This is a genomic window from Fusibacter paucivorans (genome assembly GCF_018390735.1).
GTDB classification, from domain to species: domain Bacteria; phylum Bacillota; class Clostridia; order Peptostreptococcales; family Acidaminobacteraceae; genus Fusibacter; species Fusibacter paucivorans.
The window spans coordinates 75,130-96,921 of the sequence record NZ_JAHBCL010000018.1 but is presented as its reverse complement, the minus strand read 5'-3'; the positions used below and the strand labels follow the sequence as shown (position 1 = coordinate 96,921).

At 42.0% G+C, this 21,792-nt stretch carries 20 protein-coding genes; 13 read left to right on the top strand and 7 right to left on the bottom strand.

Annotated elements, in window-relative coordinates; all coding sequences use genetic code 11:
* Nucleotides 1-177: 177 nt before the first annotated feature.
* Nucleotides 178-981, top strand: a complete 804-nt coding sequence (locus KHM83_RS11515) for a Yip1 family protein (RefSeq protein WP_213237168.1) — start codon at nucleotides 178-180, stop codon at nucleotides 979-981.
* A gap of 147 nt (nucleotides 982-1,128) precedes the next feature.
* On the opposite strand, the gene KHM83_RS11510 is transcribed toward KHM83_RS11515, so the two are convergent.
* The gene (locus KHM83_RS11510) at nucleotides 1,129-2,295 is read right to left on the bottom strand and encodes an NAD(P)/FAD-dependent oxidoreductase (RefSeq protein ID WP_213237167.1); all 1,167 of its coding nucleotides are present in this window, start codon (nucleotides 2,293-2,295) and stop codon (nucleotides 1,129-1,131) included.
* Between the two features lie 457 nt (nucleotides 2,296-2,752).
* Here KHM83_RS11510 and rd point away from each other — a divergent pair, with 457 nt between their 5' ends.
* The 5 genes from rd to rbr all read left to right on the top strand — a co-directional run bounded on the left by rd (nucleotide 2,753) and on the right by rbr (nucleotide 4,931).
* Nucleotides 2,753-2,911, top strand: a complete 159-nt coding sequence (gene rd, locus KHM83_RS11505; protein ID WP_343213147.1) for a rubredoxin — start codon at nucleotides 2,753-2,755, stop codon at nucleotides 2,909-2,911.
* Nucleotides 2,912-2,935: 24 nt separating this feature from the next.
* A complete protein-coding gene (locus tag KHM83_RS11500) occupies nucleotides 2,936-3,367 on the top strand; it encodes a Fur family transcriptional regulator (RefSeq protein WP_213237165.1) in 432 nt (143 codons plus the stop codon).
* Nucleotides 3,364-3,741: a desulfoferrodoxin gene (locus KHM83_RS11495; RefSeq protein ID WP_213237164.1), complete on the top strand. Its 378-nt coding sequence runs from the start codon at nucleotides 3,364-3,366 to the stop codon at nucleotides 3,739-3,741. The genes KHM83_RS11500 and KHM83_RS11495 overlap by 4 nt, the downstream gene beginning before the upstream one ends.
* Nucleotides 3,742-3,812: 71 nt before the next feature.
* Nucleotides 3,813-4,325 carry a ferritin gene (locus KHM83_RS11490; RefSeq protein ID WP_213237163.1) on the top strand — a complete coding sequence of 171 codons (513 nt, stop codon included), beginning with the start codon at nucleotides 3,813-3,815 and terminating at the stop codon, nucleotides 4,323-4,325.
* A 30-nt stretch (nucleotides 4,326-4,355) separates the two neighbouring features.
* Nucleotides 4,356-4,931: a rubrerythrin gene (rbr, locus tag KHM83_RS11485; protein ID WP_213237162.1), complete on the top strand. Its 576-nt coding sequence runs from the start codon at nucleotides 4,356-4,358 to the stop codon at nucleotides 4,929-4,931.
* Between the two features lie 86 nt (nucleotides 4,932-5,017).
* Here the strand turns inward: rbr and KHM83_RS11480 are convergent, their stop codons facing one another.
* Nucleotides 5,018-5,566, bottom strand: a complete 549-nt coding sequence (locus tag KHM83_RS11480) for a ribonuclease H family protein (RefSeq protein WP_213237161.1) — start codon at nucleotides 5,564-5,566, stop codon at nucleotides 5,018-5,020.
* 233 nt (nucleotides 5,567-5,799) lie between these two features.
* Here KHM83_RS11480 and KHM83_RS11475 point away from each other — a divergent pair, with 233 nt between their 5' ends.
* Entirely contained in the window at nucleotides 5,800-7,395 is a 1,596-nt protein-coding gene (locus KHM83_RS11475) for a M20/M25/M40 family metallo-hydrolase (RefSeq protein WP_213237160.1), read from the top strand.
* 227 nt (nucleotides 7,396-7,622) lie between these two features.
* Here the strand turns inward: KHM83_RS11475 and KHM83_RS11470 are convergent, their stop codons facing one another.
* Complete coding sequence (locus tag KHM83_RS11470; RefSeq protein ID WP_213237159.1) at nucleotides 7,623-9,008, bottom strand: GGDEF domain-containing protein; 1,386 nt, start codon at nucleotides 9,006-9,008, stop codon at nucleotides 7,623-7,625.
* A gap of 241 nt (nucleotides 9,009-9,249) precedes the next feature.
* Here KHM83_RS11470 and KHM83_RS11465 point away from each other — a divergent pair, with 241 nt between their 5' ends.
* From KHM83_RS11465 to KHM83_RS11450, 4 genes are all read left to right on the top strand, one after another.
* On the top strand, nucleotides 9,250-9,684 hold the full coding sequence (locus KHM83_RS11465; RefSeq protein ID WP_246543057.1) for an NfeD family protein: 435 nt from the start codon (nucleotides 9,250-9,252) through the stop codon (nucleotides 9,682-9,684).
* A 28-nt stretch (nucleotides 9,685-9,712) separates the two neighbouring features.
* Nucleotides 9,713-10,693, top strand: coding sequence for an SPFH domain-containing protein (locus KHM83_RS11460; protein WP_213237158.1), 981 nt, complete (start codon nucleotides 9,713-9,715; stop codon nucleotides 10,691-10,693).
* Nucleotides 10,694-11,023: 330 nt separating this feature from the next.
* Nucleotides 11,024-11,983, top strand: coding sequence for a DUF4097 family beta strand repeat-containing protein (locus KHM83_RS11455; RefSeq protein WP_213237157.1), 960 nt, complete (start codon nucleotides 11,024-11,026; stop codon nucleotides 11,981-11,983).
* 65 nt (nucleotides 11,984-12,048) lie between these two features.
* Complete coding sequence (locus tag KHM83_RS11450; RefSeq protein WP_213237156.1) at nucleotides 12,049-13,248, top strand: FAD:protein FMN transferase; 1,200 nt, start codon at nucleotides 12,049-12,051, stop codon at nucleotides 13,246-13,248.
* 118 nt (nucleotides 13,249-13,366) lie between these two features.
* Here KHM83_RS11450 and KHM83_RS11445 read toward each other — a convergent pair whose 3' ends face one another.
* The 3 genes from KHM83_RS11445 to KHM83_RS11435 all read right to left on the bottom strand — a co-directional run bounded on the left by KHM83_RS11445 (nucleotide 13,367) and on the right by KHM83_RS11435 (nucleotide 17,132).
* A complete protein-coding gene (locus KHM83_RS11445; protein WP_213237155.1) occupies nucleotides 13,367-14,866 on the bottom strand; it encodes a diguanylate cyclase in 1,500 nt (499 codons plus the stop codon).
* Nucleotides 14,841-16,010, bottom strand: coding sequence for an iron-containing alcohol dehydrogenase (locus KHM83_RS11440; protein WP_213237154.1), 1,170 nt, complete (start codon nucleotides 16,008-16,010; stop codon nucleotides 14,841-14,843). Before KHM83_RS11440 ends, KHM83_RS11445 begins: the two co-directional genes overlap by 26 nt.
* A gap of 207 nt (nucleotides 16,011-16,217) precedes the next feature.
* Nucleotides 16,218-17,132, bottom strand: a complete 915-nt coding sequence (locus KHM83_RS11435) for an FMN-binding protein (protein WP_213237153.1) — start codon at nucleotides 17,130-17,132, stop codon at nucleotides 16,218-16,220.
* A gap of 343 nt (nucleotides 17,133-17,475) precedes the next feature.
* Between KHM83_RS11435 and KHM83_RS11430 the strand changes: the two genes are divergently transcribed.
* Nucleotides 17,476-18,057: an SOS response-associated peptidase gene (locus KHM83_RS11430; protein ID WP_213237152.1), complete on the top strand. Its 582-nt coding sequence runs from the start codon at nucleotides 17,476-17,478 to the stop codon at nucleotides 18,055-18,057.
* Between the two features lie 42 nt (nucleotides 18,058-18,099).
* Here KHM83_RS11430 and KHM83_RS11425 read toward each other — a convergent pair whose 3' ends face one another.
* Complete coding sequence (locus KHM83_RS11425; protein ID WP_213237151.1) at nucleotides 18,100-19,218, bottom strand: S-layer homology domain-containing protein; 1,119 nt, start codon at nucleotides 19,216-19,218, stop codon at nucleotides 18,100-18,102.
* Between the two features lie 289 nt (nucleotides 19,219-19,507).
* Here KHM83_RS11425 and KHM83_RS11420 point away from each other — a divergent pair, with 289 nt between their 5' ends.
* On the top strand, nucleotides 19,508-21,664 hold the full coding sequence (locus KHM83_RS11420; RefSeq protein WP_213237150.1) for a DNA topoisomerase III: 2,157 nt from the start codon (nucleotides 19,508-19,510) through the stop codon (nucleotides 21,662-21,664).
* Nucleotides 21,665-21,792 lie beyond the last annotated feature (128 nt).

Here is a 21,792-nt window from a genome sequence, read left to right as displayed (position 1 = left end):
GCACGATATTTATTGGATTTCATGAAGCATGTCTGAGATTCATCTGAACAATAAAGTTTAAGTTATCAAAGAACATTCGGGTGGGTTTCAAAACCCAAACCCTATATTTATCTTACAAGGAAGTAAGAAATAATAAAGAGATTTTAGCAAGCAAGATTGGGAAGGAGTACTGGGAAGATGAATCAAGATGAACGAAATTTGGATAATGAGAATACTTTGAATGAAATACCGTCTGCGGAGGCGATAGAAAATCAGGCTGAACCGCTAATTTTGGATGAAGCAGAAGCGATGAAACAGGTTAAAGGTACCAAACCGGCCTATGGACATGTTAAACGCTTTGCCTATGCGATCACTAATCCGACAAAGGCATTTGAAGATGTTGATGCGGCGCCAAGAGTGCTGATACCACTCATTGTACTGGCACTACTCGGATCGTTGATAACGTTTCTTAACTTGGATTTTCTCATGGAAACGCAGCGTGCAGCACTGATTACTTCTTATCAGGCGCAGGGCTTGCCAATTCCGGCCGATGGCTTTGAGAGCATGCTAAAAGCCATCACGACCTATACCATTGGTGCCGCAGGTATTACAATGGCTGTCAGTATATTGATCAAAGGTGTGGTGACGCACTTGCTGGCGGGTTTCTTCGGTTCAGATGGCACGGCCAAAAAAGTAATCAGCGGAATTGCCTACGCCTATATGATCGTCATCGTCGGCAGTTTGTTGGGGTCGCTTATTGCCAAAGTGGCGGGACTGAGTTACTTGACGTTTTCGCCTGCGATGATCATGGGTGCAGATCAGATTGGTACACCGCTCTATACGATTATGAGTGCTTTCGATATCTTCTCAATCTGGTATTTAGGCGCTAGTGCCGTTGCCGTACGCGTTATTGAAAAAATCAGTATGCCAAAGGCGATTTTCTGTGTGGCATTGCCATATGTTCTTTCAATTGGTGTTTCTGTTTTTACTGCTTCAATGTAATGCTAAAGGCGACTTCTTTAATCTGAAAAAATTAAAAGAAGTCGCCTTTATTGACTTGATGGATTGCCTCATATGCGGATCGTCAATGGCAAATGAAAGCAGTGTGTACATTATTGAAAGATCATCTGCTGCTGAGGATGGCATTTTCTACAAATCAAATGCATCCTGTGTTATACCTTCGGCGATGGCCTTCTTAAGCTTCGATGACTTGGCAATATTGCCAAGCAAAATACCGCCGACAATCTTGTCATTTTTAAAGAAGTATTTTTCGTAGGCTTCTTTATTGCCGTTGCTTTTGATGGCAACATCATCCCCTTCGCTGACGTCACCCATGGAAAACAGTCTTAAATTCATGCCGTGATAGATATTAAATGGGATGACGGTTTCATAAGGCTGATGGATGCCGATGGCAGAGAGACCTGCTGTTTTTCCCTGTGCCAGTGCTTCGGGCCAAATAGCATAGTTGATGCCTTCGAATTCTGCACAGTCGCCGCAAGCGTAAATATCAGCGACAGAGGTCTCCATATTGGAGTTGACGAGAATCCCTCGATTGACCTTTAGATCAGCAGTTTGCGCCAGTTTGATATCGGCACGAATACCGATTGAGATAAAGACGAGATCGGCTGGCAGTACATCGCCGTTGTCGAGTGCGACACCTGTTGCAGAATGATCGTTGCCTTCGATGGCTTTGGTACCAACTCCGGTAAGCACCTTCATGCCGGTAGCCAGCACTTTTTCCATGAATATTTCGGAAGCTTCGTGATCAAGCTGTCTTGGCAGTAAGCGATCCATCATTTCTACAACGGAGACGTCCAGACCGGCTTGAAGCAACTGCCATCCAAGTTCCAGTCCTAAAAGTCCGCCGCCGATGACAACGGCTTTTTTGCCTTTGGTTATTTGTGCGCGAATGGCATTGGCATCTGCCAACGTTCTGAGGTTGTAAACATTGGCATAATCAGCACCGGGAAAAGGAGGTACGAAATTATAACTCCCTGCGGCAAGAATAAGTTTGTCATAGGTTAATGCTTCACCTGAGCTTAAGACGACTTGTTTGGCTGTGGCGTCAATGCGATTAACCTGAACGCCTTTTCGAAGGGTGATATTTTGCTCGGCATACCATGCATCATCGTGCAGGTAGAACCGCTTTGGCAGCGCGTCCATCGAAAGGTATTCCGAGAGCATGGGCCTGAAGTATACATTAGCGTCCTCATTGGTTAGTATAGTGACTTCAACGAGTGATTTTTGAGCGACAATGGATTCTGCGGCTGAGATGCCGGCAGCGCCGTTTCCGATAATAATAACTTTATTTTTCATTGTATTTACCTCCACATTTATCGTATCATATTTATTATAATATTATTCTTATACTCGCGTACACTACTTATATACCATTTATATCGGGATGTTATCAAAAATTTAAAAAGTAATTGTTTGAAAATAAGTTTAAAGTTAAAATAAAAGTGGGTATAAGAGTATCAGTTGATTAAATGCCGTTCAAAAAAATATCTTTCAGCGTCCGTTGACACACAAAGTTAATTGTGTTAATATCAATTTGTAATCATTACAAATTGAGAACAGAGAAATGTTATGTCACTTGATGCAAGAATTATCGAGGTTCTTAAAACCAGTGAGACCTGGTGAAATTGCTGAAAAGTTATCCGTAGATAAGACTGACGTCAATAAGGCAATTAAAGTGATTATGAAGTCAGAGGAGATTTATTCTCCGAAGCGATGCTATTATTCAGCAAAATAATTGAAAAGAGGAGTGTATATTATGAAATATGAGTGTGAAGCATGCGGCTATATTTATGACCCAGAAGTAGGTGACCCAGATGGTGGCATTGCACCGGGAACAGCATTTGAAGATATTCCAGATGATTGGGTTTGCCCACTTTGCGGTGTTGGCAAAGACATGTTCAAACCGTTATAAGGATTTAAAGAATAAGAGGTGAAAATGATGACCGTGAGTGTGGGAGATTTTTTAAAATCTCATGATATTAAGCCTTCATATCAAAGGGTCAAAATTTATGAATTTTTAAAAAACAGCAAAGAGCATCCTACCGTGGAAGTCATTTACAGTGCTCTTAATCCCGAAATACCGACGTTGTCTAAAACGACGGTTTATAATACGCTGAAAGTATTTATTGATAAAGGCATTGCAATGGCCATAACGATTGATGAACGCGAAGTAAGATTTGATGCAGAGATAAGAATGCACGGGCATTTTAAATGCTATAAGTGCCATCAGGTTTACGATTTTGAAATGGCGGATCAAACGGCAGATGTTGAGGCGCTCGATGGATTTCAGATCATGGAGCGGCAAGTATTCTATTATGGCCTTTGCGATCACTGCAATCAAAAACTCGAGGAGGTAGAGAAACAATGAAAAAATTAGATGTATACAAATGTGCACTTTGCGGTAATATTGTAGAAGTAACACATGTAGGCGGCGGAACTTTGGTATGTTGCGGACAGGAAATGAATCTTCTTGAAGAGAAATCAGCAGATTCTGCCACTGAAAAACACGTACCCGTTATTGAAACAGTGCCTGGCGGCTATAAAGTTACCGTGGGCTCAACGATTCATCCAATGAAAGATGAACACTACATTGAATGGATTGAACTCGTTACAGCATCTGAAACGTTGATTACGTTCTTAAAACCTGGTGACGAACCAGTGGCAACTTTTAAAACAGATGAAAAAGCGATTATGGCGAGAGAATACTGCAACCTTCACGGATTGTGGAAAAATGAGCTTTAATTATTATTTACCTATTGACAGAGTTTAGTATCTCGATACTAAACTCTGAAATTATGAAAGGGGGTCTTTGAATGATAAAACCTAAACTCGAAGCGATTATTAACAAACAAATCAATGCAGAATTGTATTCCGCATATTTGTACTTATCAATGTCCTCTTATTTCGAAAGCATTAATTTACCTGGCTTTGCCAATTGGATGAAGGTGCAGTTTGAAGAAGAGCAGTTTCACGCAATGCGATTTTTCACTTATCTCAGTGAAAGAGGCGGTCGCGTTGTTTTAGAGGCGATTGAAAAGCCGCAAACAGAATGGAAGAATGCGATTGAAGTCTTTGAACATACGCTTGAACATGAAAAACACGTGACGGCGCTTCTCAATGACATTGCGGATCTGGCAGAAGTTGAAAAAGATCGCGCAACACAAAATCTTATGGTTTGGTTTATCGACGAGCAGGTCGAAGAAGAAGGTTCTGCAGAGAAGATTCTCAATGAACTGAAATGGATTAAAGGCGAAGGACACGGTATGCTTATGTTAGACAGAGAAATGGCAGCGCGTGTCTTTACCCCACCAACAGTGGGCGCTTAAGATATTTTTTCTAATTAGGAGGTATGCATCATGGCATCAATTAAAGGGACAAAGACAGAACAAAATTTGCTCAAGGCATTTGCGGGCGAATCACAAGCGAGAAACCGCTATACGATGTTTGCAAAACAAGCAGATAAAGACGGTTATAAGCAAATCGCAAAATTATTTTTAGAAACAGCAGATAACGAACGCGTCCACGCACAACGCTTCTTTAGTTTTTTAGAAGGCGGCGATGTTGAAATTACTGCAATGTACCCTGCTGGAAAAGTTGGTACAACACTTGAAAATCTAAAAGCTGCAGCAATGGGTGAAAATGAAGAATGGTCAGAACTCTATCCTGAATTCGCACGCGTTGCGAAAGAAGAAGGATTTGCGAAAGTGGCTGTTGCATTTGAAATGATTGCAAAAGCTGAAGTTGAACATGAAAACAGATATTTAAAACTTGCTGAAAACGTTGAAAAAGAAGTGGTCTTCAAAAAAGAAGAACCTGTTCGATGGAAATGCGATAAATGCGGTTATGTACACGAAGGACCTGAAGCACCAGGTGTTTGCCCTTGCTGCCTGCATGACCAATCACATTTTGAACTCAAAGAAACGAATTATTAAGCATCGGCCTTAACATTGGCAAAGATGAAATACTACCACAACAAATAATGGACCCGTAACGGGGTCCTTTATTTATTGCAGTTTGTTTATGAAACTCTGTTTTCATCGATGCCCTTATTGGCAAGTGCGTCGGCGAGATGGTTGTATTCAACGATTTTGAGAAAATCTTCAAGGCTGTACTGCAACCGATTGTCTTTGTTGAATTTTTCAAACCATTTACGAACGTCAGCGGGTTTCTCGACATTCAAGTGACCTTTTATTTTATAAAAAGTCACTTGTTTAAACGTTTGGACGAGGGCGATGAGTGTTTCCCAAAGTGCCTGATTTTCAACGGGCTCCTTTTTCGAGTTAATCCAGCCGTTCAATTGCCATTTAACATACCATTTTTGTTTAAAGCAATTGACGACGTACGCGCTGTCTGAAAAAATAGCAACTTCCAAATCCTGCGATTTTAATGCGCTGAGTCCTTCAATAGCAGCTGTGAGCTCCATAATGTTGTTTGTTGTCGATGTGGCGCCGCCATAGAGTTCTTTGACATGAGTGCCATAGACGAGCACTGCTCCCCATCCGCCTAAGTTTGATTCGCTGCCATTTCCAGAACAGCCGCCATCGCAGATCAGCATAACCTTTTTCAAAGTGCACCCCTTTCATCCATTGTATGTCATGATATGCTGTCATCAACACATGATGACGATGCATTCAAATGGATTATACCAGATTTAATGGTAGACGGCAAAATGAATAGCGAAGAAAATACCTTAGATAAAAACTTTTATCAGCAAAGTGTAAAGGGTTAAAATGCTACCTAAAATGTGTTAAGATAGATGGAAAGACCTCGAAATGGATTCGAGAAGACGAGGATGATACGATGCGCAACGAATTTGGCGATATAATGATCAATCGATTAAAACAACTGGTGACACTCAACAGTGAAGTCACGACAGAAGGCGAAAAACACTTTAATGAAGTTTTACATAAAGAACTGGTACAATGGCCGTATTTTATGACAAACCCTGAGCATGTGGGCCTTTATGCGATTCCAAATGATATGGCTGAGCGAAGCATTCTATGGGGATATGTAGACAAGGGCGCCAGAGAGACCATCTTGATGTTTGGACATTGCGATGTTGTCACGACTGATAATTTCCAGTCTTTCAAACCGTTGGCCTTTTCACCTGATCTGCTGCGCAAAGCTTTTATAGAACAAGGGGTTGCCTGTGATGACCTTGAAGATGAGGCGTGGTTATTTGGCCGCGGCAGTTGTGATATGAAAGCTGGGCTTGCGATACAGCTCGTGCTGCTGAAAGAGCTTAGTCAAACAGAAGAACCCTACCCTAATATTTTATGGCTTTCCGTACCGGATGAAGAAAAACTGTCTGTCGGCATGCGTAGTGCTATTCAATTGATCCATGAGCTCAAGAGGCGATTTCATTTATCGTTGCCATTGGCAATTCTTTCTGAACCGCATGACCGCGATGATTCCGGTGCTTTTACGACCTATGCCGGAACGGCCGGGAAAATTATGCCGATGATTATGGCGCGCGGAATTCAGACGCATGCAGGTGATATATACGCGGGCTTTAATGCCATTACTCTCATGACTGAAATTGTTAAGGCAGTCGACCTCAATACTGAGATGAGTGATGTGAAATATCGAGAGATGACGACGCCGCCAAGTTTTTTGGGCCTTAGAGATTTAAAGGCTGCTTATGATGTGACGACGCCGGAGTATGTTGCGGGTTTCTTTAATTGGACGTTTTTAAAAAATAATTTTGAACAGAAATTTGAGCAATTAAAATCTTTGTGTGTTTGGTCAGTGGAAGATGCGATCAATCAGCTAAATTACTCGCTAAATGAATATTTACGAAAGCAGTTGAAGCCAAGTTATCAATGCTGTCGGCAGTTTGATTTTGAAGTCCTCTTTTTAGAGGAGCTCTATGAGCGATTGCCTGAAACGTTTGACGCGAAGGCATTTGTTGCAGCAATATGGCGGAACGAAACATTTGTCGACGACTATGATTTTACGGCGACAGTGGTTAAACGCCTAATGGAAAAGGCTGAGATCAAAGGCCCATCAGTCGTAATTGCATTGATGCCCCCGATTTATCCGGCGGTGGACAGTACAGATTATTTCGAACGTGAATTGCTGCCGGTTATTGAACGCATCGCAGAGGGTGAAGGCTTTCAGCATCAGCTCAAACACTATTTTCAAAAAATTTCGGATCTCAGCTATTGCTCTGGCGGTTCAGTCGACTATGAGCGCATCACTGCAAATTGTCCAGGCCTTGGCTTGTCATATGCGCTTGATTTTGAAGCGCTGTCGCGTCTTGATATGGCTGTTGTCAATATAGGGCCGTGGGGCAAGGATTTGCATTTGAAAACAGAGCGCGTTTATTTACCGGATGTAGTGCACAATGTACCTAAAATCTTAGATGCTATATTAAGACAATATGCGGACAAATAACGACGAAAAGGCAATGCAATTAAGCCATTAAATATTTTAAACAATAAAAGCCAAGACAAATAGATGGTGTTCAGCATCACTTTGTCTTGGCTTTTCCACATAGATTGAACAGTTATCCAATGGTTATCCAAAGAGAATAGCGACTTTCAACAGGAAGGTTCCAAAGCTGTGGATAAAATTGTGGATATGTGGGCAAACATCTGTTTGACCGCAAAAACGATGCCATTTTAATGCACATTTACATCAAAATGCTTATGTGTCTTTTTAAAATCGTACATACGTTGATCCGCAATCTTGTGTAAAATACTGTAGACCATCGAATCATCAGGAGATGATGCAATTCCGTAACTAAAGCGGATGGGGAGTGTGTTGCCGTTGTAAGTAATGGTTCGATCTTGACTTGATTCAAAAATGGTTGCCATACGCTGAGCCGTTTGTCTATAGTTCATTTGGTAAAATAGAATGACAAATTCATCACCGCCAATGCGTGCCAGAAAATCGGAAGTACGAATTTCAGAAGTTAGCATTGCTGCAAAAGACTTGAGGACTTCGTCGCCGGCGCTATGACCGTAAGTATCATTGACGACTTTCAAATTATCGAGGTCACATAGGACGAGGGTGTAGATATCATAACTTTTTAGGGTGTCGCCATACTGCTTTTGAAGGTATTGTTCAAGGTAATTCCGATTATAGACGCCGGTAAGCCGATCGTATTTTGACAGTTTAACCGTTTCTTCAATTTGAAATTTGTTTTTAAGGGCCAGCGAGATCTGTGCTGTAAAAAACTGAATGAGCTGAAGATCAATGTTGTCAAATGCATTGGGCTGATCGCTGTCGATGTTGAGAATGGCATAGAGAACGCCGTCAATAAAAATCGGCGCACTTAAGACATCAAAGATTTCATACCCGCCTGCTTCTTTTATCAACGCATACTGTTCTGGTGAAAGCATTGCACGATCGTGGTTTTCAATGCTCGCAACAATATTGGCGCCTTCTTTGGTATACTCCGTTAAAAATGTCTGCTCCAAAGAAAAGTCGACATTTTTTAGAATTTCCAGATCATAACCAACGCAGGTCTGATATTTATAGCGGTTTGTTGAAGGGTCCAAAACGAGGATGCTTCCTTTGCTGGCGTTCTCAATGACCTGAATGGCAGAGGCCAAAATAAGATGATAATAGTCAGTCACGTGATCGTGTTCCAAATATTGATGACTCACTTTGGTGATGGTCTCGAGTGTTTTTGATTTAGCATCTGTAATTTTTTCAAGCGCCGTCATGTGATCCTGTGCCGTATGTATATAGAACAGGAGCTGTTCGATACGTGACATGAGCAACGACGGGCTTTCGTTGCTTTGAGTAATCGGCTGGTCGCGTGGCCCGGATTTAACGGCCAAAACATTTTCAATATCTGTGAGACTTTCGAGCACGACTCTGTTAATGCGTTTAAAAGTTCTAACATAGCTGATATATAGGATCAGATAGGTGACAACAAAGAATAATTTAATATAGAGTGCATTATCAAGGCCAAACCATTTGACGACAGCATAAGTGAAATTTGCGACAAGTATCGAAATTATGAACTGTATGATGTAAGGCGTTAATTTTTTTGGCATAGCAAGCCTTCCCCTTTGAGCTAAAAATAGCTATCAATGTTATCATTTTAAATCGCTAATAAGCACTAATAAGACGCTAAAAGTGTTATATTCACTTAAAGTTGACGCTTTCTTAAGCGTTTTTTAATATCTTGACCACATAAAAAGCGTATAATAAGAATATAGATATTCCTAGCATTATTATACATGATTGAAGATGTCAATAAAAGCTTGGGATGGTATTTGATAAGGAGGGAAGAGTATGTTTACAAGCTATGAAACAATTGCCTGGGCAGTAATGATTATCGTCTTTACGCTGTTAGAAGCTGCCACGCTTGGACTGACCTCCATTTGGTTTGCCGTGGGAGCTTTAGCTTCTCTCGTAGCCGCAGTAATGGGTTTTAATCTCTTTGTGCAAATTGCAGTTTTTATCATTGTCGCACTGATTTTGCTGATTTATACGCGTCCTATTGCGAAGCGTGTGTTGAAAATTGGCAGAAATAAGACGAATACAGATGCCCTAATTGGACAACATGCGTATGTCACGAAGGCGATTGGACCGCATGAGACGGGACTTGTCAAAATAAACGGGCAGATATGGACGGCTAAGAGTGTTGATGGCGAACTGATTGATGTTGAGGCAAATGTTGAAATTTTAGCAATTGAGGGTGTTAAGTTAATTGTAAAAGGTCTTTAAATGAACGTAATCATAACAGGAGGTATTTATGACAGCAATTTTTAATTTTATCATTTTTGTTGTACTGGTAATTTTCTTCATCATTTTAGTAGCATCTAATATTAAAATTGTACCACAAGCGGCAGCGTACGTTGTTGAAAGACTTGGCGCTTACCATTCTACTTGGGAGACGGGACTCCATTTTAAAATTCCACTGATTGACCGTGTTGCCATGCGGGTGACGCAAAAGGAACTGGTCGTGGATTTTCCGCCGCAGCCAGTCATTACAAAAGACAATGTCACGATGAAAATTGATACGGTGATTTACTATCAGATCACAGATGCAAAACTTTATGCTTATGGTGTGGCGCAGCCAATCGTTGCCATTGAAAACCTAACCGCAACGACACTTAGAAATATTATTGGACAGTTAGAACTTGATGAAACGCTGACATCGCGTGATCTTATCAATACGCAAATGCGTTCCATTCTGGATGAAGCGACTGACCCGTGGGGCATTAAAGTGAACCGTGTTGAAGTGAAAAACATCCTGCCGCCAAACGATATCCAAGAAGCGATGGAAAAACAGATGCGTGCAGAACGTGAAAGAAGAGAACAAATTCTCAGAGCAGAAGGTGAGAAAAAATCGGCGGTACTCGTTGCAGAAGGCCGTAAAGAAGCAGCTATTCTCAATGCGGAAGCGGAAAAACAATCGGCTATTCTCAAAGCTGAAGCGCGAAAAGAAGCACAAATTCGCGAAGCAGAAGGTGAAGCCGAAGCGATCTTAAAAGTTCAGGAAGCAACCGCACAAGGGCTTGAAATGTTGAAAAAGGCTAATACCGATCAAAATGTTTTAATGCTCAAGAGTTTTGAGGCACTTGAAAAAGTGGCGAATGGTCAGGCGACGAAACTTATTATTCCATCTGAGCTTGCCGGCACAGCCAATTTGGTTGCTGCGATTAAGGAAGCTTCTGATCTTAAGGTAATGCCGGAAGTACCGAATCCAGCAATGCAAAATCCGGAAGCGTAGGTGCTGGCATTATTCGCTAACCACCATGAGAACGTGTAATAGAAAACTAAACGTTAAAATTGAAACTAGCAATCGCCCTCGTGCAGGATCAGCACGGGGGTTTTTTCATTGATAAAGGCTTAATGAAGTATTTGACAAAAGATTATGACAGCACGCTAACCTAATTTTTGGCGAAGTTTTACCGAATGCCAATATTTTAAATGTTAAGAGGTGATGTTCATAATGGTTTGGTTAAAATGCCATTAGAAATAACAAGGTGCAATTGACTTTTTTAATGGGGTTGTGTATGTTGAGATTAAGGCAGTACAAATGATTAATGGAGGTAAATCAATGGGCAATAAGCTTGAAATATTAAAAATGATTGAAGCGGGAAATTTATCTGCCGAAGAAGCGCTGTCGATGATTGAGGCAGTCGATCAAGCAGAACGCATTGAACAATATGAAATATCTGATATAAAAGTGACAGCTGAGACCATTACGGGTAGTGACACGTCAAGTTATAAAGATTTTGATATCGCATTGATTGCAAGTCGACTCAATGTCGAAAAATCAAATGTCGATGATGTTACCATTGAAATCATGGATTCGCAAACGAGAGAATTGGTACCGAAACCGGAGTGGTTGGTTTTTAAAGAAGAGGGGTCGCGCATCAGTATACAGGAGCATCGACCGCAGAGTCTCAATGATCTGATTGATTTTGTCAGAAACTCAGCGCAAATTTTGAAACAAACCTTATTTATCAATATAAAATTGCCAATGCACACAGTTGTCGATCACGCAGATATTTCCAGTGTTTCTGGGAATTTATCCATGATCGGTTTAAAAGGGCTTGATCTCAATTTGAAGTCAGTCAGCGGCAATATTCACTTAATGCAGGTTAAGTCATCAAAAATTGGTGCAAAGACGACATCAGGTACCGTAATTATTGAAGACGTCAAATGCGCTAATGGCTCTTATGGGTCGACATCCGGCAAAGTGAAAGTCAATGGTGAGCACAGTCGTATAAAGCTGAAAAATGTATCTGGCGGCATTCAATATGATGATTCTGGTGATGTCAAAGAAGTGGTTGGCAACTCCGTTTCGGGCAAGATAGAGGTTCGGGTTAAAGCCCCTGAACGCTATAACTTGAAACTTGACAGCATTTCTGGCAGCATTGATACGAGCGGCTTCGCCGTTGTGGAAAAAGAGAGCACCGGACGTAAGCACGTCAGTATTACAGATCGATCGACAACCTATGAGATCACACTTGGAATCGTCTCTGGGAAAATCATTCTCGACAGTGTTGTCTAACGGGTTAATAATCATTCGTCGCTATGGTATAATGGCATATAGAAAAACCGAACGACGGAGGCAAAATGAAGGGTAGATTAGCCATATGGATGCTGTGTGCAGTGCTTATGCTGTCCGCTTGTCAAAACCAATCAGCAGACAGCAGCACTGATTCGGAGCATACGACGACAGTGGACAGCACTGATGCAGAAACGTCAGAAGCGATTGGTGTTTATACAAGTGATGAACAGTTTGAACTGCCGGGAGATTTGATCAGATCAAATGCAACGGTTGTCGATGACAGCAAGACACAGTCGATTATTACATCTCAGGAGAGCTATCAAATTGGTACTTATATCAAGATCAGTGTTTATGCAGATATGCAGGCGCCTGACAAGCTCTTTGACGAGATCTTTTACACGATTGATTTTTATGAAAAGATGATTGCCAAGAATATTACAACATCTGAAGTAGATGCCATTAACGCAGCAGCAGGTATTGAGCCGGTAGCCGTGTCAGATGATCTATGGATGCTTATTCAGCAGGGTTTGGCATACTCAGCATTATCTGACGGCAAATTTGATATCACCATTGGACCGCTGGTGGACCTTTGGGGAATTGGCACCGATACGGCGCATATCCCAGATCAGACAGAAATTGATGCGGCAGTTGCACTGATCAATTATCACGATATTGAACTTGATGAAGCAAATCACAGTGTGTATTTGAAGCGCGAAGGCATGAAGTTGGACCTTGGCGCCATTGCCAAAGGTTATATTGCGGATGCCATTAAGCAAGTGATTCTAAATCGAGGATATGAGCATGCCATTATTAATTTAGGCGGCAATGTCTTGACGGTTGGCACCAAGCCAAACAGTGATTACTGGTCAGTGGGGGTCAGAGACCCCAATGGCGGCCAAAGTGATATCGTTGGCATATTGAAGCTCAGGGATAATGCCATTGTCTCTTCTGGTATTTATGAACGCTTTTTTATTGAAGATGGCGTGCGGTACCATCATATTCTGAACCCTTATACAGGCTATCCGGAGCAGAATCATTTGGCATCCATATCAATTGTTTCAGAGAAATCGGTAGATGGTGACGGCCTTTCAACATCGCTGTTCGTGATGGGTCTTGATGAGGCCTATGCCTATGCTGAAACGCGGGATGACATTGAGGTGCTGTTTATAACGGATGAGAATAAAATTTATTTTACAGATGGCCTAGCGGATGTATTTGTTCCAACCAATACACTTTATGAGGTGGTTGGTGCCTATAAGCAGTGAGTGTATCCAGAAGCCCGAAGAATGATTAAAAAAGCATTATCGAATGTTATAAAAAGCGAAGTCGATGCCATGAGAATGACATTGACTTCGCTTTTGCATATAGAGTATGGCTCAATTCTTAATCAAACAATAGAGCAGAAATCGGTTTGGAAATTAAATCGCAGAAAATGGCGACTAATTCGGGATCAAATTGGGTGCCTGCATTTTTCTTAATTTCTTCAATGGCTTCTTCATGTGTAAGGGCTTTCCGATATGGTCGATCGTTTGTCATGGCATCGTAGGAATCGACAATACTTAAGATACGGCATTCAATCGGAATATCTGTGTGGCTCAGTCCTTCTGGATAACCGCCGCCGTCCCAACGTTCATGATGGTGATAGATAAGGTTGGCAATATCCTGAAGATCAACGGATTCAAGAGCGATCCTCATGCCGATATGCGTGTGGGTTTTCATCACTTTGTATTCGTTGGGATCGAGCTTTCCCGGTTTATTCAAGATATTATCGGGAATACCGACTTTGCCGATATCATGGAATTTAGCCAAGAGATGCAGGCGATCAATAATATGGCGGCTTAGATTGATCCTTTCACCTAAAGCAGTTGCAATGGAGGCCATGCGATCAGCATGTCCTTCGGTAATAAAGTCTTTGGCCTGCAGCGTTTTCATAAGGGTTTTAACGATACTGGATCGAGCACTGGTGGCCTTAAACATTTTGTTTTGATACATATGATTGTCGGCAATGCTGTAAAAACTGTCGACATCTACATAACCGTTTTCCGCAACAGCATAGCCAAAAGAGATGGAAATAATGACACTTTCACTGCGTTCGTTGATAGCGTCAACATGATCAATCACTTTTTTAACCAATTGATCGAGTTCAGCTTCAGAAACGCCCTCAATGAGAACGCCGAATTCATCACCACTTAATCGCGATAAAAAACCAACCCCTGAAAAAACGATCTCGATTTGTTCAGCAACGGTTTTAATCACTTGGTCGCCAATATAATGTCCAAGCGTATCATTAATCATCTTTAACCCATCAATATCAAAAACGACAATCCCTAATTGTTCAATGAGGTGGTCGCGATAGCCCAGAAGTTTTTTAACAAAGAGATCACGGGTCAGCAATCCTGTAAGGCTGTCGTGATCGGCCATATGTCTCAATTGATTTTCCAGCATCTTTGTTTCGGTGATATCACGGATCATAATTAGGAATTCATCAAATTCCGTATAATTAACGCGTGCTTCCATATAATGCGTACTGCCGTTAAAAGCGATATTGAAATAGAGCTGTGTCATTTTTTTATCGCGCTGGCATCTTTGAACGCTTTCCCGAAGGGTCGCCATCGTCTTGACTTCGGCCATCAAAGCGATAAAAAAGGGATTGTGTGTATTGCGGTTTGTGGTAAAAGGTGTCAAGTTGCCCTTTGTATCACTGAGCATTAAAATGTCCGGAATCGTATTTAAAATTGCGCGATTGCGTGCGTTGATACGCTCTAGGTCAATGATTTTGCCTTGAAGTTCAGAATAATAATTCTTCCGAACAGAAGCTTCCCCTAAGCCGATAATAGCATCTCGTGTCAATTTGGTGTCAGGATTCTGAGATGATTTTTTCAAAGAGCACCTCCAACTCGGATTCGGTAAATACTTTTGGATTCGTTATAATACAGGGATCGTGCAGTGTGGTTGAGACTAGTTGCTTAATCAGTGTAGGTGTTTTGGTCTCAACGATAATACGATCGGGAACCTCTAAGTTCTGACGCATTGTATCAATACGCGACAGCAGTTGCTGTAACACCTGGTCATCAGGAGCTGTTTCGACAGGAAGCTGAAAGGCAATCGCAATTTGTCGGTAACGATGAGGCGCTGCGTAAAAATTTTCTTCAATAATATAATTTAAGAGGATGCTGTTGCACTGTCCATGCGGCAGATTTAACAGTGCGCCTAGACTATGAGCCATTGCGTGAACTGCACCGAGGCTCGCATTGGAAAACGCAAAGCCGGCATGGGTGGAGGCAAGTGCCAACTGGTATAAATCCGCCAATTTAGGTGATTGTTTGAAAGCGGGTTCGAGGACGCTGTTGATAATGCGGACAGCTTCCAACGCGTGGACATCTGTAATAGGAGACTGTGCATTCGAAACATACGCTTCAATAGCGTGTGTTAAAGCGTCCATTCCCGTAAAGGCGCGCAAATGTTTATCCATTGTTTTAAGTGGTTCGGGATCAATTAAAGCGAGATCGGGGACAATTTTTTTGCTGATAATGGCCTTTTTTGCATGTGTTTTGCTGTCAGTGATAATGGCGAACTGTGAAACATCCGCAGCGCTTCCGGCAGTTGAGGGAATACAAATCAGCGGTGGTCCGGGCAGGGCGATTTCGTCAACGCCTTCATAGTCGAGAATATGCCCGCCATTGGTTGAGACAATACTAATACACTTGGCACAATCAATAGGGCTGCCGCCGCCAACAGCAATAATTAAATCGCAATTATGGGTCAAAAAAAGTTCAGCGCCCAGCATGGCTTCATAATCTTTTGGATTCTCTGTAACATCGTCAAAGATGATAACGGTTTCGACGAGGTCGTCAATGACTGCCGTAATATCATTAAACCAAGGCAGACCACGAATGTTTTTATCTGTTACGATCATGGGTCTTTTCGATGCAAAATGCCCAATATACCGATTGATGAGCAAACTTGATCCATCTCCAATTATAATCTCCGGCACTACGAATTTTCTTAGTTCCAGCATTTGATTCATTCTATCACCCCCGAATAGTACATTTATATCCCGTTTATCCTATATGAAACAGTTGTGATGCGTGTGTGCCTGGAATTCTTTATTTCAAAAAAATAAAAAAGCAAGCGATACGCTTGCTTTCATTAGTCTAAATGTTGTTGTTTGCGACGTTATTCATTTCCCTTTATATCAAAATGCTTTATCATGAAAGCTTTATCTTTAGCTATTCTATTGAAGCGCTTCCTTAACAAGTTTTACAAAGTTTGATACGTGAATAGTAGCACCTGAGACAGCATCTGTCTTGCCTTCTTCATTGAGTGTGATTGCATCAACATCTTGTGATTGAATCAAGAAGTTTTCAACTGCTGCTGCTTGTTCATCCCATTCTGCTATTGCGCCGCCATTGGCAACCATACCGTATTCACCGTCTTTTGCATAAGTTTTTTTGTCTTTGTCGGTTGCTTCGCTTGTACCATTCCAGTTAGCTGCAACAATGTAACCGTTGATAACTGTAACGGATACGTTTTCTTTCCAACCGTTAGAAGGATCGAAATCAGCATCTTCTGCAAAATAAGAACCATCTGTGAATGGGCCTTTGCCAGAAGGGCCATTAGCCAATGCTTCATCTACGAGATTGACAAAATCGCTGACGTGGATAGAAACACCGGCAATGGTGTCCGTATGGCCTTCATCATCAATGAAGTTGATACCGTCAAATGATTGATTGTCAATGAGATATTGCTCAGCTTTAGCAGCTTGTTCATGCCATTCTGCCTGCGCGCCTGCTTTTTCGACCATGCCGTAATTACCTTCAGATGAGAATGTCTTTTTATCGACACCGCCAGCAACATTGGCACCATTCCAGTCAGCAGACACGATTTTTCCGTCTTTGACTTCAAATGTGGCAACTGATTTCCAGCCTGATTCAGGGAATGCAGCATCTTGGGCAAAATAGATACCATCAGCATAACCTTCTGTAGTTGCAGCAGGTGTTTCAGTATTTTCAGCTGCCGGCGTTTCAGTTGCTGCTGGCGTTTCGTTACTTGTCGTATTTTCAGCTGGTGCTGCACTTTGACTGCCGCAACCGATTAAAAGCGCCGCTGTCATGGCAACAACCATTATTAAACTCAATAATTTCCTCATAATATTTACACCTCCAAAAGTGTTCATGCAAACAACATATAGATATTATACCTCAAACTGGCATAAAAAAACATTCCACAAAATAAATTTTGATATTAATTTCACGAAATAATTGTCTCAAAAAGAATTGCTGTTTGCCTGAGAAAATGGCACCACTCAATTTTTAATCCTTTTACTGGAATAGGGATTACCTGATAAGATGAAAATACAGCTTATTTTAGGAAAGGATCAGCGAAAGACGGGGATGCAATATTGACAGAAGTGAAGCGGGGTTGTGCAATAACGGGACATGCGATAAAATGATACTGAAATACGATACGTTCAATTGAAACAGGAGAAATGTATGTGTGGAAGGTTTTTACTGGATGCTGACTATGAAGCGCTTATCGAGCGCTATCAGATTTTTGAAGACATTCAGGGGATCTATGAAAAAAAGATAGAAATTTTTCCAAGTAATCGAGTTTGGGCAATTATCGAGTCGGGGCAGCAGCAAAAACTGCTGTCGCTTATTTGGGGAATTACGGCGACGATTCGCCAGCGTGAAAAACAGATTATCAACGGACGATGGGAAACTTTTGATTCGAAGCCGTTTTTTAAGCATTTTATGCCGTGCTTAATTCCGGCATCTGGCTATTATGAGTGGCATCGGGTGACAAAGGCAAAGTACGTGATTAAAGGGGAGTCAGCTCTTATTTCATTTGCAGGACTATATGATCCCAGACAGGGCCGTGTGCTGATTTTAACATGCGATGCTACGCCTGAACTCGCCGGAATCCATGAAAGAATGCCCGTTATCGTACCGCCAGAAGAATCAAAGCGATGGCTGAACGAACGCAAGCTCGAAGAGGGGCCGCATGCTTATGCGCCGCAATGGTATACAGAAAATTTGTCGGATGTAGAACAATTGAGTTTTTTTAACAATTGAGTTTTTCATTGAATAAAGAAAAAAGGCGCAAAACTGCGCCTTTTAATAAGTAAAGTTTACCACAAAATTGAAACCGCGGTCATCGTAACTGACTTGTATATCACCGACTGTTATCGTTTTTTCGTTAAGATCTTTGTAGTTGTAGTAAGACCAACCTTGTTCATCATTAGTGACAAGTGTTCCTTCGATATCGGTGAGCGCACGTTGGACGGCTTCATCCATATCCGTATCCAAATCCTTGAAAGCGTATTTTAAGAAATCGACCATCATGGCATTGCCTTCATCAAACATGCCATAAAACGTAACGAAAACTTCGTTTTTAAAGCCCATGGCAATCGTAAGGTCGGGATACTGTTGTGCAGTATACCCTTTTTCATAATAATTGACTTCATTGTCATGAGAATAGACAACGCGGGAGGAACCGTCGCCGGTACTGTGAAGGACATAGACGCCGCCATACTGTTTGAGGATGTCGGTCAATACGGTATCAGCTGCATAATTGTAGCTGGCGGGATTGACAATATGGGACTTATAATAATGCGTGAGGTCTATCATTCTTTGATCCGTTGCAATATCAATGATTTTATTGACGATGACGATGGCGGCTTCAGTGGTCGCATGGCCATCAGGATTAAAGAGATTATACCCAACGCCATTGATGACGTCATTTGATTTAGCTAAATAGATGCTCTGTGTTGCCCAAGGGCTAAAGACTTTTTCATCTGAATAGGCGTAGCTGCCGATAGCGGATGGCTCGAGTTCAACACCTGCAAGCCGCATTGTTTTGATGACCAGTACAGCTAACTGTTCGCGTGTGAGGGTGGTATCCGGTGCAAACATACCGTTTCCAACACCACCGGCAAGCCCTATCGTTGCACTCTTTAACACGTAAAGATCATCAGTATCTGCAAAATGAATATTAGGGTCGACTTCGATTTCTTGGTCTTTAATAATTTCATAGAGTCGGACGGCAAAATAGACGAAATCTTTTCGCGTGATGTCCTCTTGATAGCGATCAAAGCTTTCATCGCGAAAAAGCTTGTACGATTGTAATGTTTCAACGCTTTTCTGTGCCCAGTTTGAAGGCATATTTTCCTCGGCGTAATTTAGTGTTCCGCCAATTGTAAGCATTAATATCATTAAGATGATTATCTTTTTCATGGGAACCTCCTATTAAATGACCCATCTTCATTGTATCTTGATGAAAGCGGTTATTCAATAGCTAGATTTTTACAATCCGATTAAGCTTTTGCAAAGCGCGTGTTTAGGGCTATGTGAATTGAAACGGCACATTCTATATTGATGATCTACATATGTCGTAATCTCATCTTGTAACGGGATACGTGTTGCAGGGAAAAAAATAAAATTCGAAGGATGCAGTGAATTAATAATAAGGATAAAAGGCAAATAATAAAGCTAAAAGGCAAAAGATAGAGATAAAGGAGAGAACATGTCAAAAACAGTTGTATTGGCTGAAAAGCCTTCTGTGGGAAGAGATATTGCAAGAGTACTCAATTGCCACCGGAAAGGCAACCAGTGTCTGGAAGGTGATCGATATATTGTGACGTGGGCACTTGGACATTTGGTAACCTTGGCTGATCCGGATTACTATGATCAGAAACTTGCCAATTGGCGCTTGGAAGACTTGCCAATGCTGCCAAGTCCACTTGCACTTGTTGTTATTAAGCAAACGAGTGGTCATTTTAAAGCTGTTCGTCAAACACTGCTTCGAAAAGATGTTAGTGACGTGATCATTGCCACAGATGCCGGTCGCGAAGGCGAATTGGTTGCGCGATGGATTATTGAAAAAGCAGGTTTGAAAAAACCATTGAAGCGTCTTTGGATTTCGTCGGTAACGGACAAGGCAATTCGAGAAGGTTTTTCAAAGCTTAAAGACGGCCGTGCTTATAATGCCCTTTATGATTCTGCGAAGGCTCGCTCTGAGGCAGATTGGTATGTGGGCATGAATGCGACACGGGCGCTGACCTGTAAGTTTAACGCACAATTGTCCTGTGGTCGGGTACAAACGCCAACACTGGCGATGATTGCACAGCGTGAAGCCGATATTCAGCAATTCAAGGCAAAAGACTATTTTGGTCTGGCAGCACATGCCAAAGGTTTTAAATTGACATGGGCAGATTCACAAAATCATACGCGCACTTTTAATGAAGCCACAGTGAAAACGCTGCATAAGGAACTTCAAGGCGAACGTGGCGTCGTTTCCAAGGTCGAAAGCAAGCGGAAGAACCAGTCTGCCCCCGGCCTCTATGATTTAACGGAACTACAGCGCGATGCCAACAAACGATTTGGCTTTTCTGCTAAGCAAACGTTAAATATCATGCAGCGCCTTTATGAAGTCCATAAAATTTTGACATACCCTAGGACGGATTCGCGTTATTTAACAGCGGATATTGTCCCAACATTAAAAGACAGGATTAAGGCCTGCGGCAATGGCGAATATGCCAAAATAGCATTTCAGCTGATCAAGTCGCCCATAAAGCCGACGAAAGCTTTCGTCGACGATGCCAAAGTATCGGATCACCACGCGATTATACCGACTGAACAGGCGGTATTCTTAAATGATTTATACAGTGATGAACGCAAAGTCTATGATTTAGTGGTGAAGCGCTTTCTGGCTGTCCTCATGCCGCCGTACTGTTATGACCAGACGACTGTCGATGTCGTGGTTAAAAACCAGCGGTTCACAGCAAAGGGAAAAGTTGAGCACAGCTTGGGATGGCGCGCAGTCTATCAAGCTGGTTCTGCCTATGATAACGATGAGGAAAGCGATGACGATTTACGGGATCAGCAGTTGCCCGTGTTTCAAAAGGGACAGTCCGTTGAGATTAAGCATCTCGAAATAACGCGGGGACGCACCATGCCGCCACCGCCCTATACAGAAGGGACACTGCTCACGGCAATGGAACATCCGCTTAAAAACATGCCTTATGGGATAGGAACGGTTGCAACCCGTGCCGATATCATTGAAAAATTGCTCAATACTTTTCTTGTCGAAAAGCGCGGTAATCACCTTCACATGACTGGGAAGGGCAAACAACTGCTCGAATTGGTTCCGGAAGACTTGAAGTCCGCTGAGCTCACAGCAGACTGGGAGCAACAGTTGGAGCGAATTGCAAATGGAAAACTCAGCAAAAAACAGTTTATTGAAGAAATCAAGCAGTTTTCAAAACGCAATGTCAAGATGATTAAAGACAGTGATGCAACTTTTAAACATCAGAATGTGACACGTGAAAAGTGCCCGGATTGTGGTAAATACCTGCTTGAAGTCAATGGCAAAAAAGGCAAGATGCTCGTTTGTCAAGATCGGACATGCGGGTATCGCAAGGGTGTTGCCAGAGTTACCAATGCGCGTTGCCCGAACTGTCACAAGAAAATGATGATGCGTGGTGAAGGAGACCAGAAAATCTTTACGTGTCAATGCGGTTACCGCGAAAAGCTCTCAGCATTTAATGAACGTAAAAAAGCGGCCGACAAGCAAGGATCGCGACGCGATGTGGAAAAATTCATACGCGAACAGGCTGCGGAGCAAGCACAGCCAGCATCACCTTTTGCTGAGGCGCTGGCAAAGCTGAATTTAAAAGAATAAGGTAAGTTACTTGATGCAAATGCATCATGCTCAAACTTTGGTATGCAAGAACCATGGACGATGCGGTTCTTATAAATGAGAGAAAAATTGAGAAAGTGACAAAAAGTGGTCTATACCCAAAAATCCCG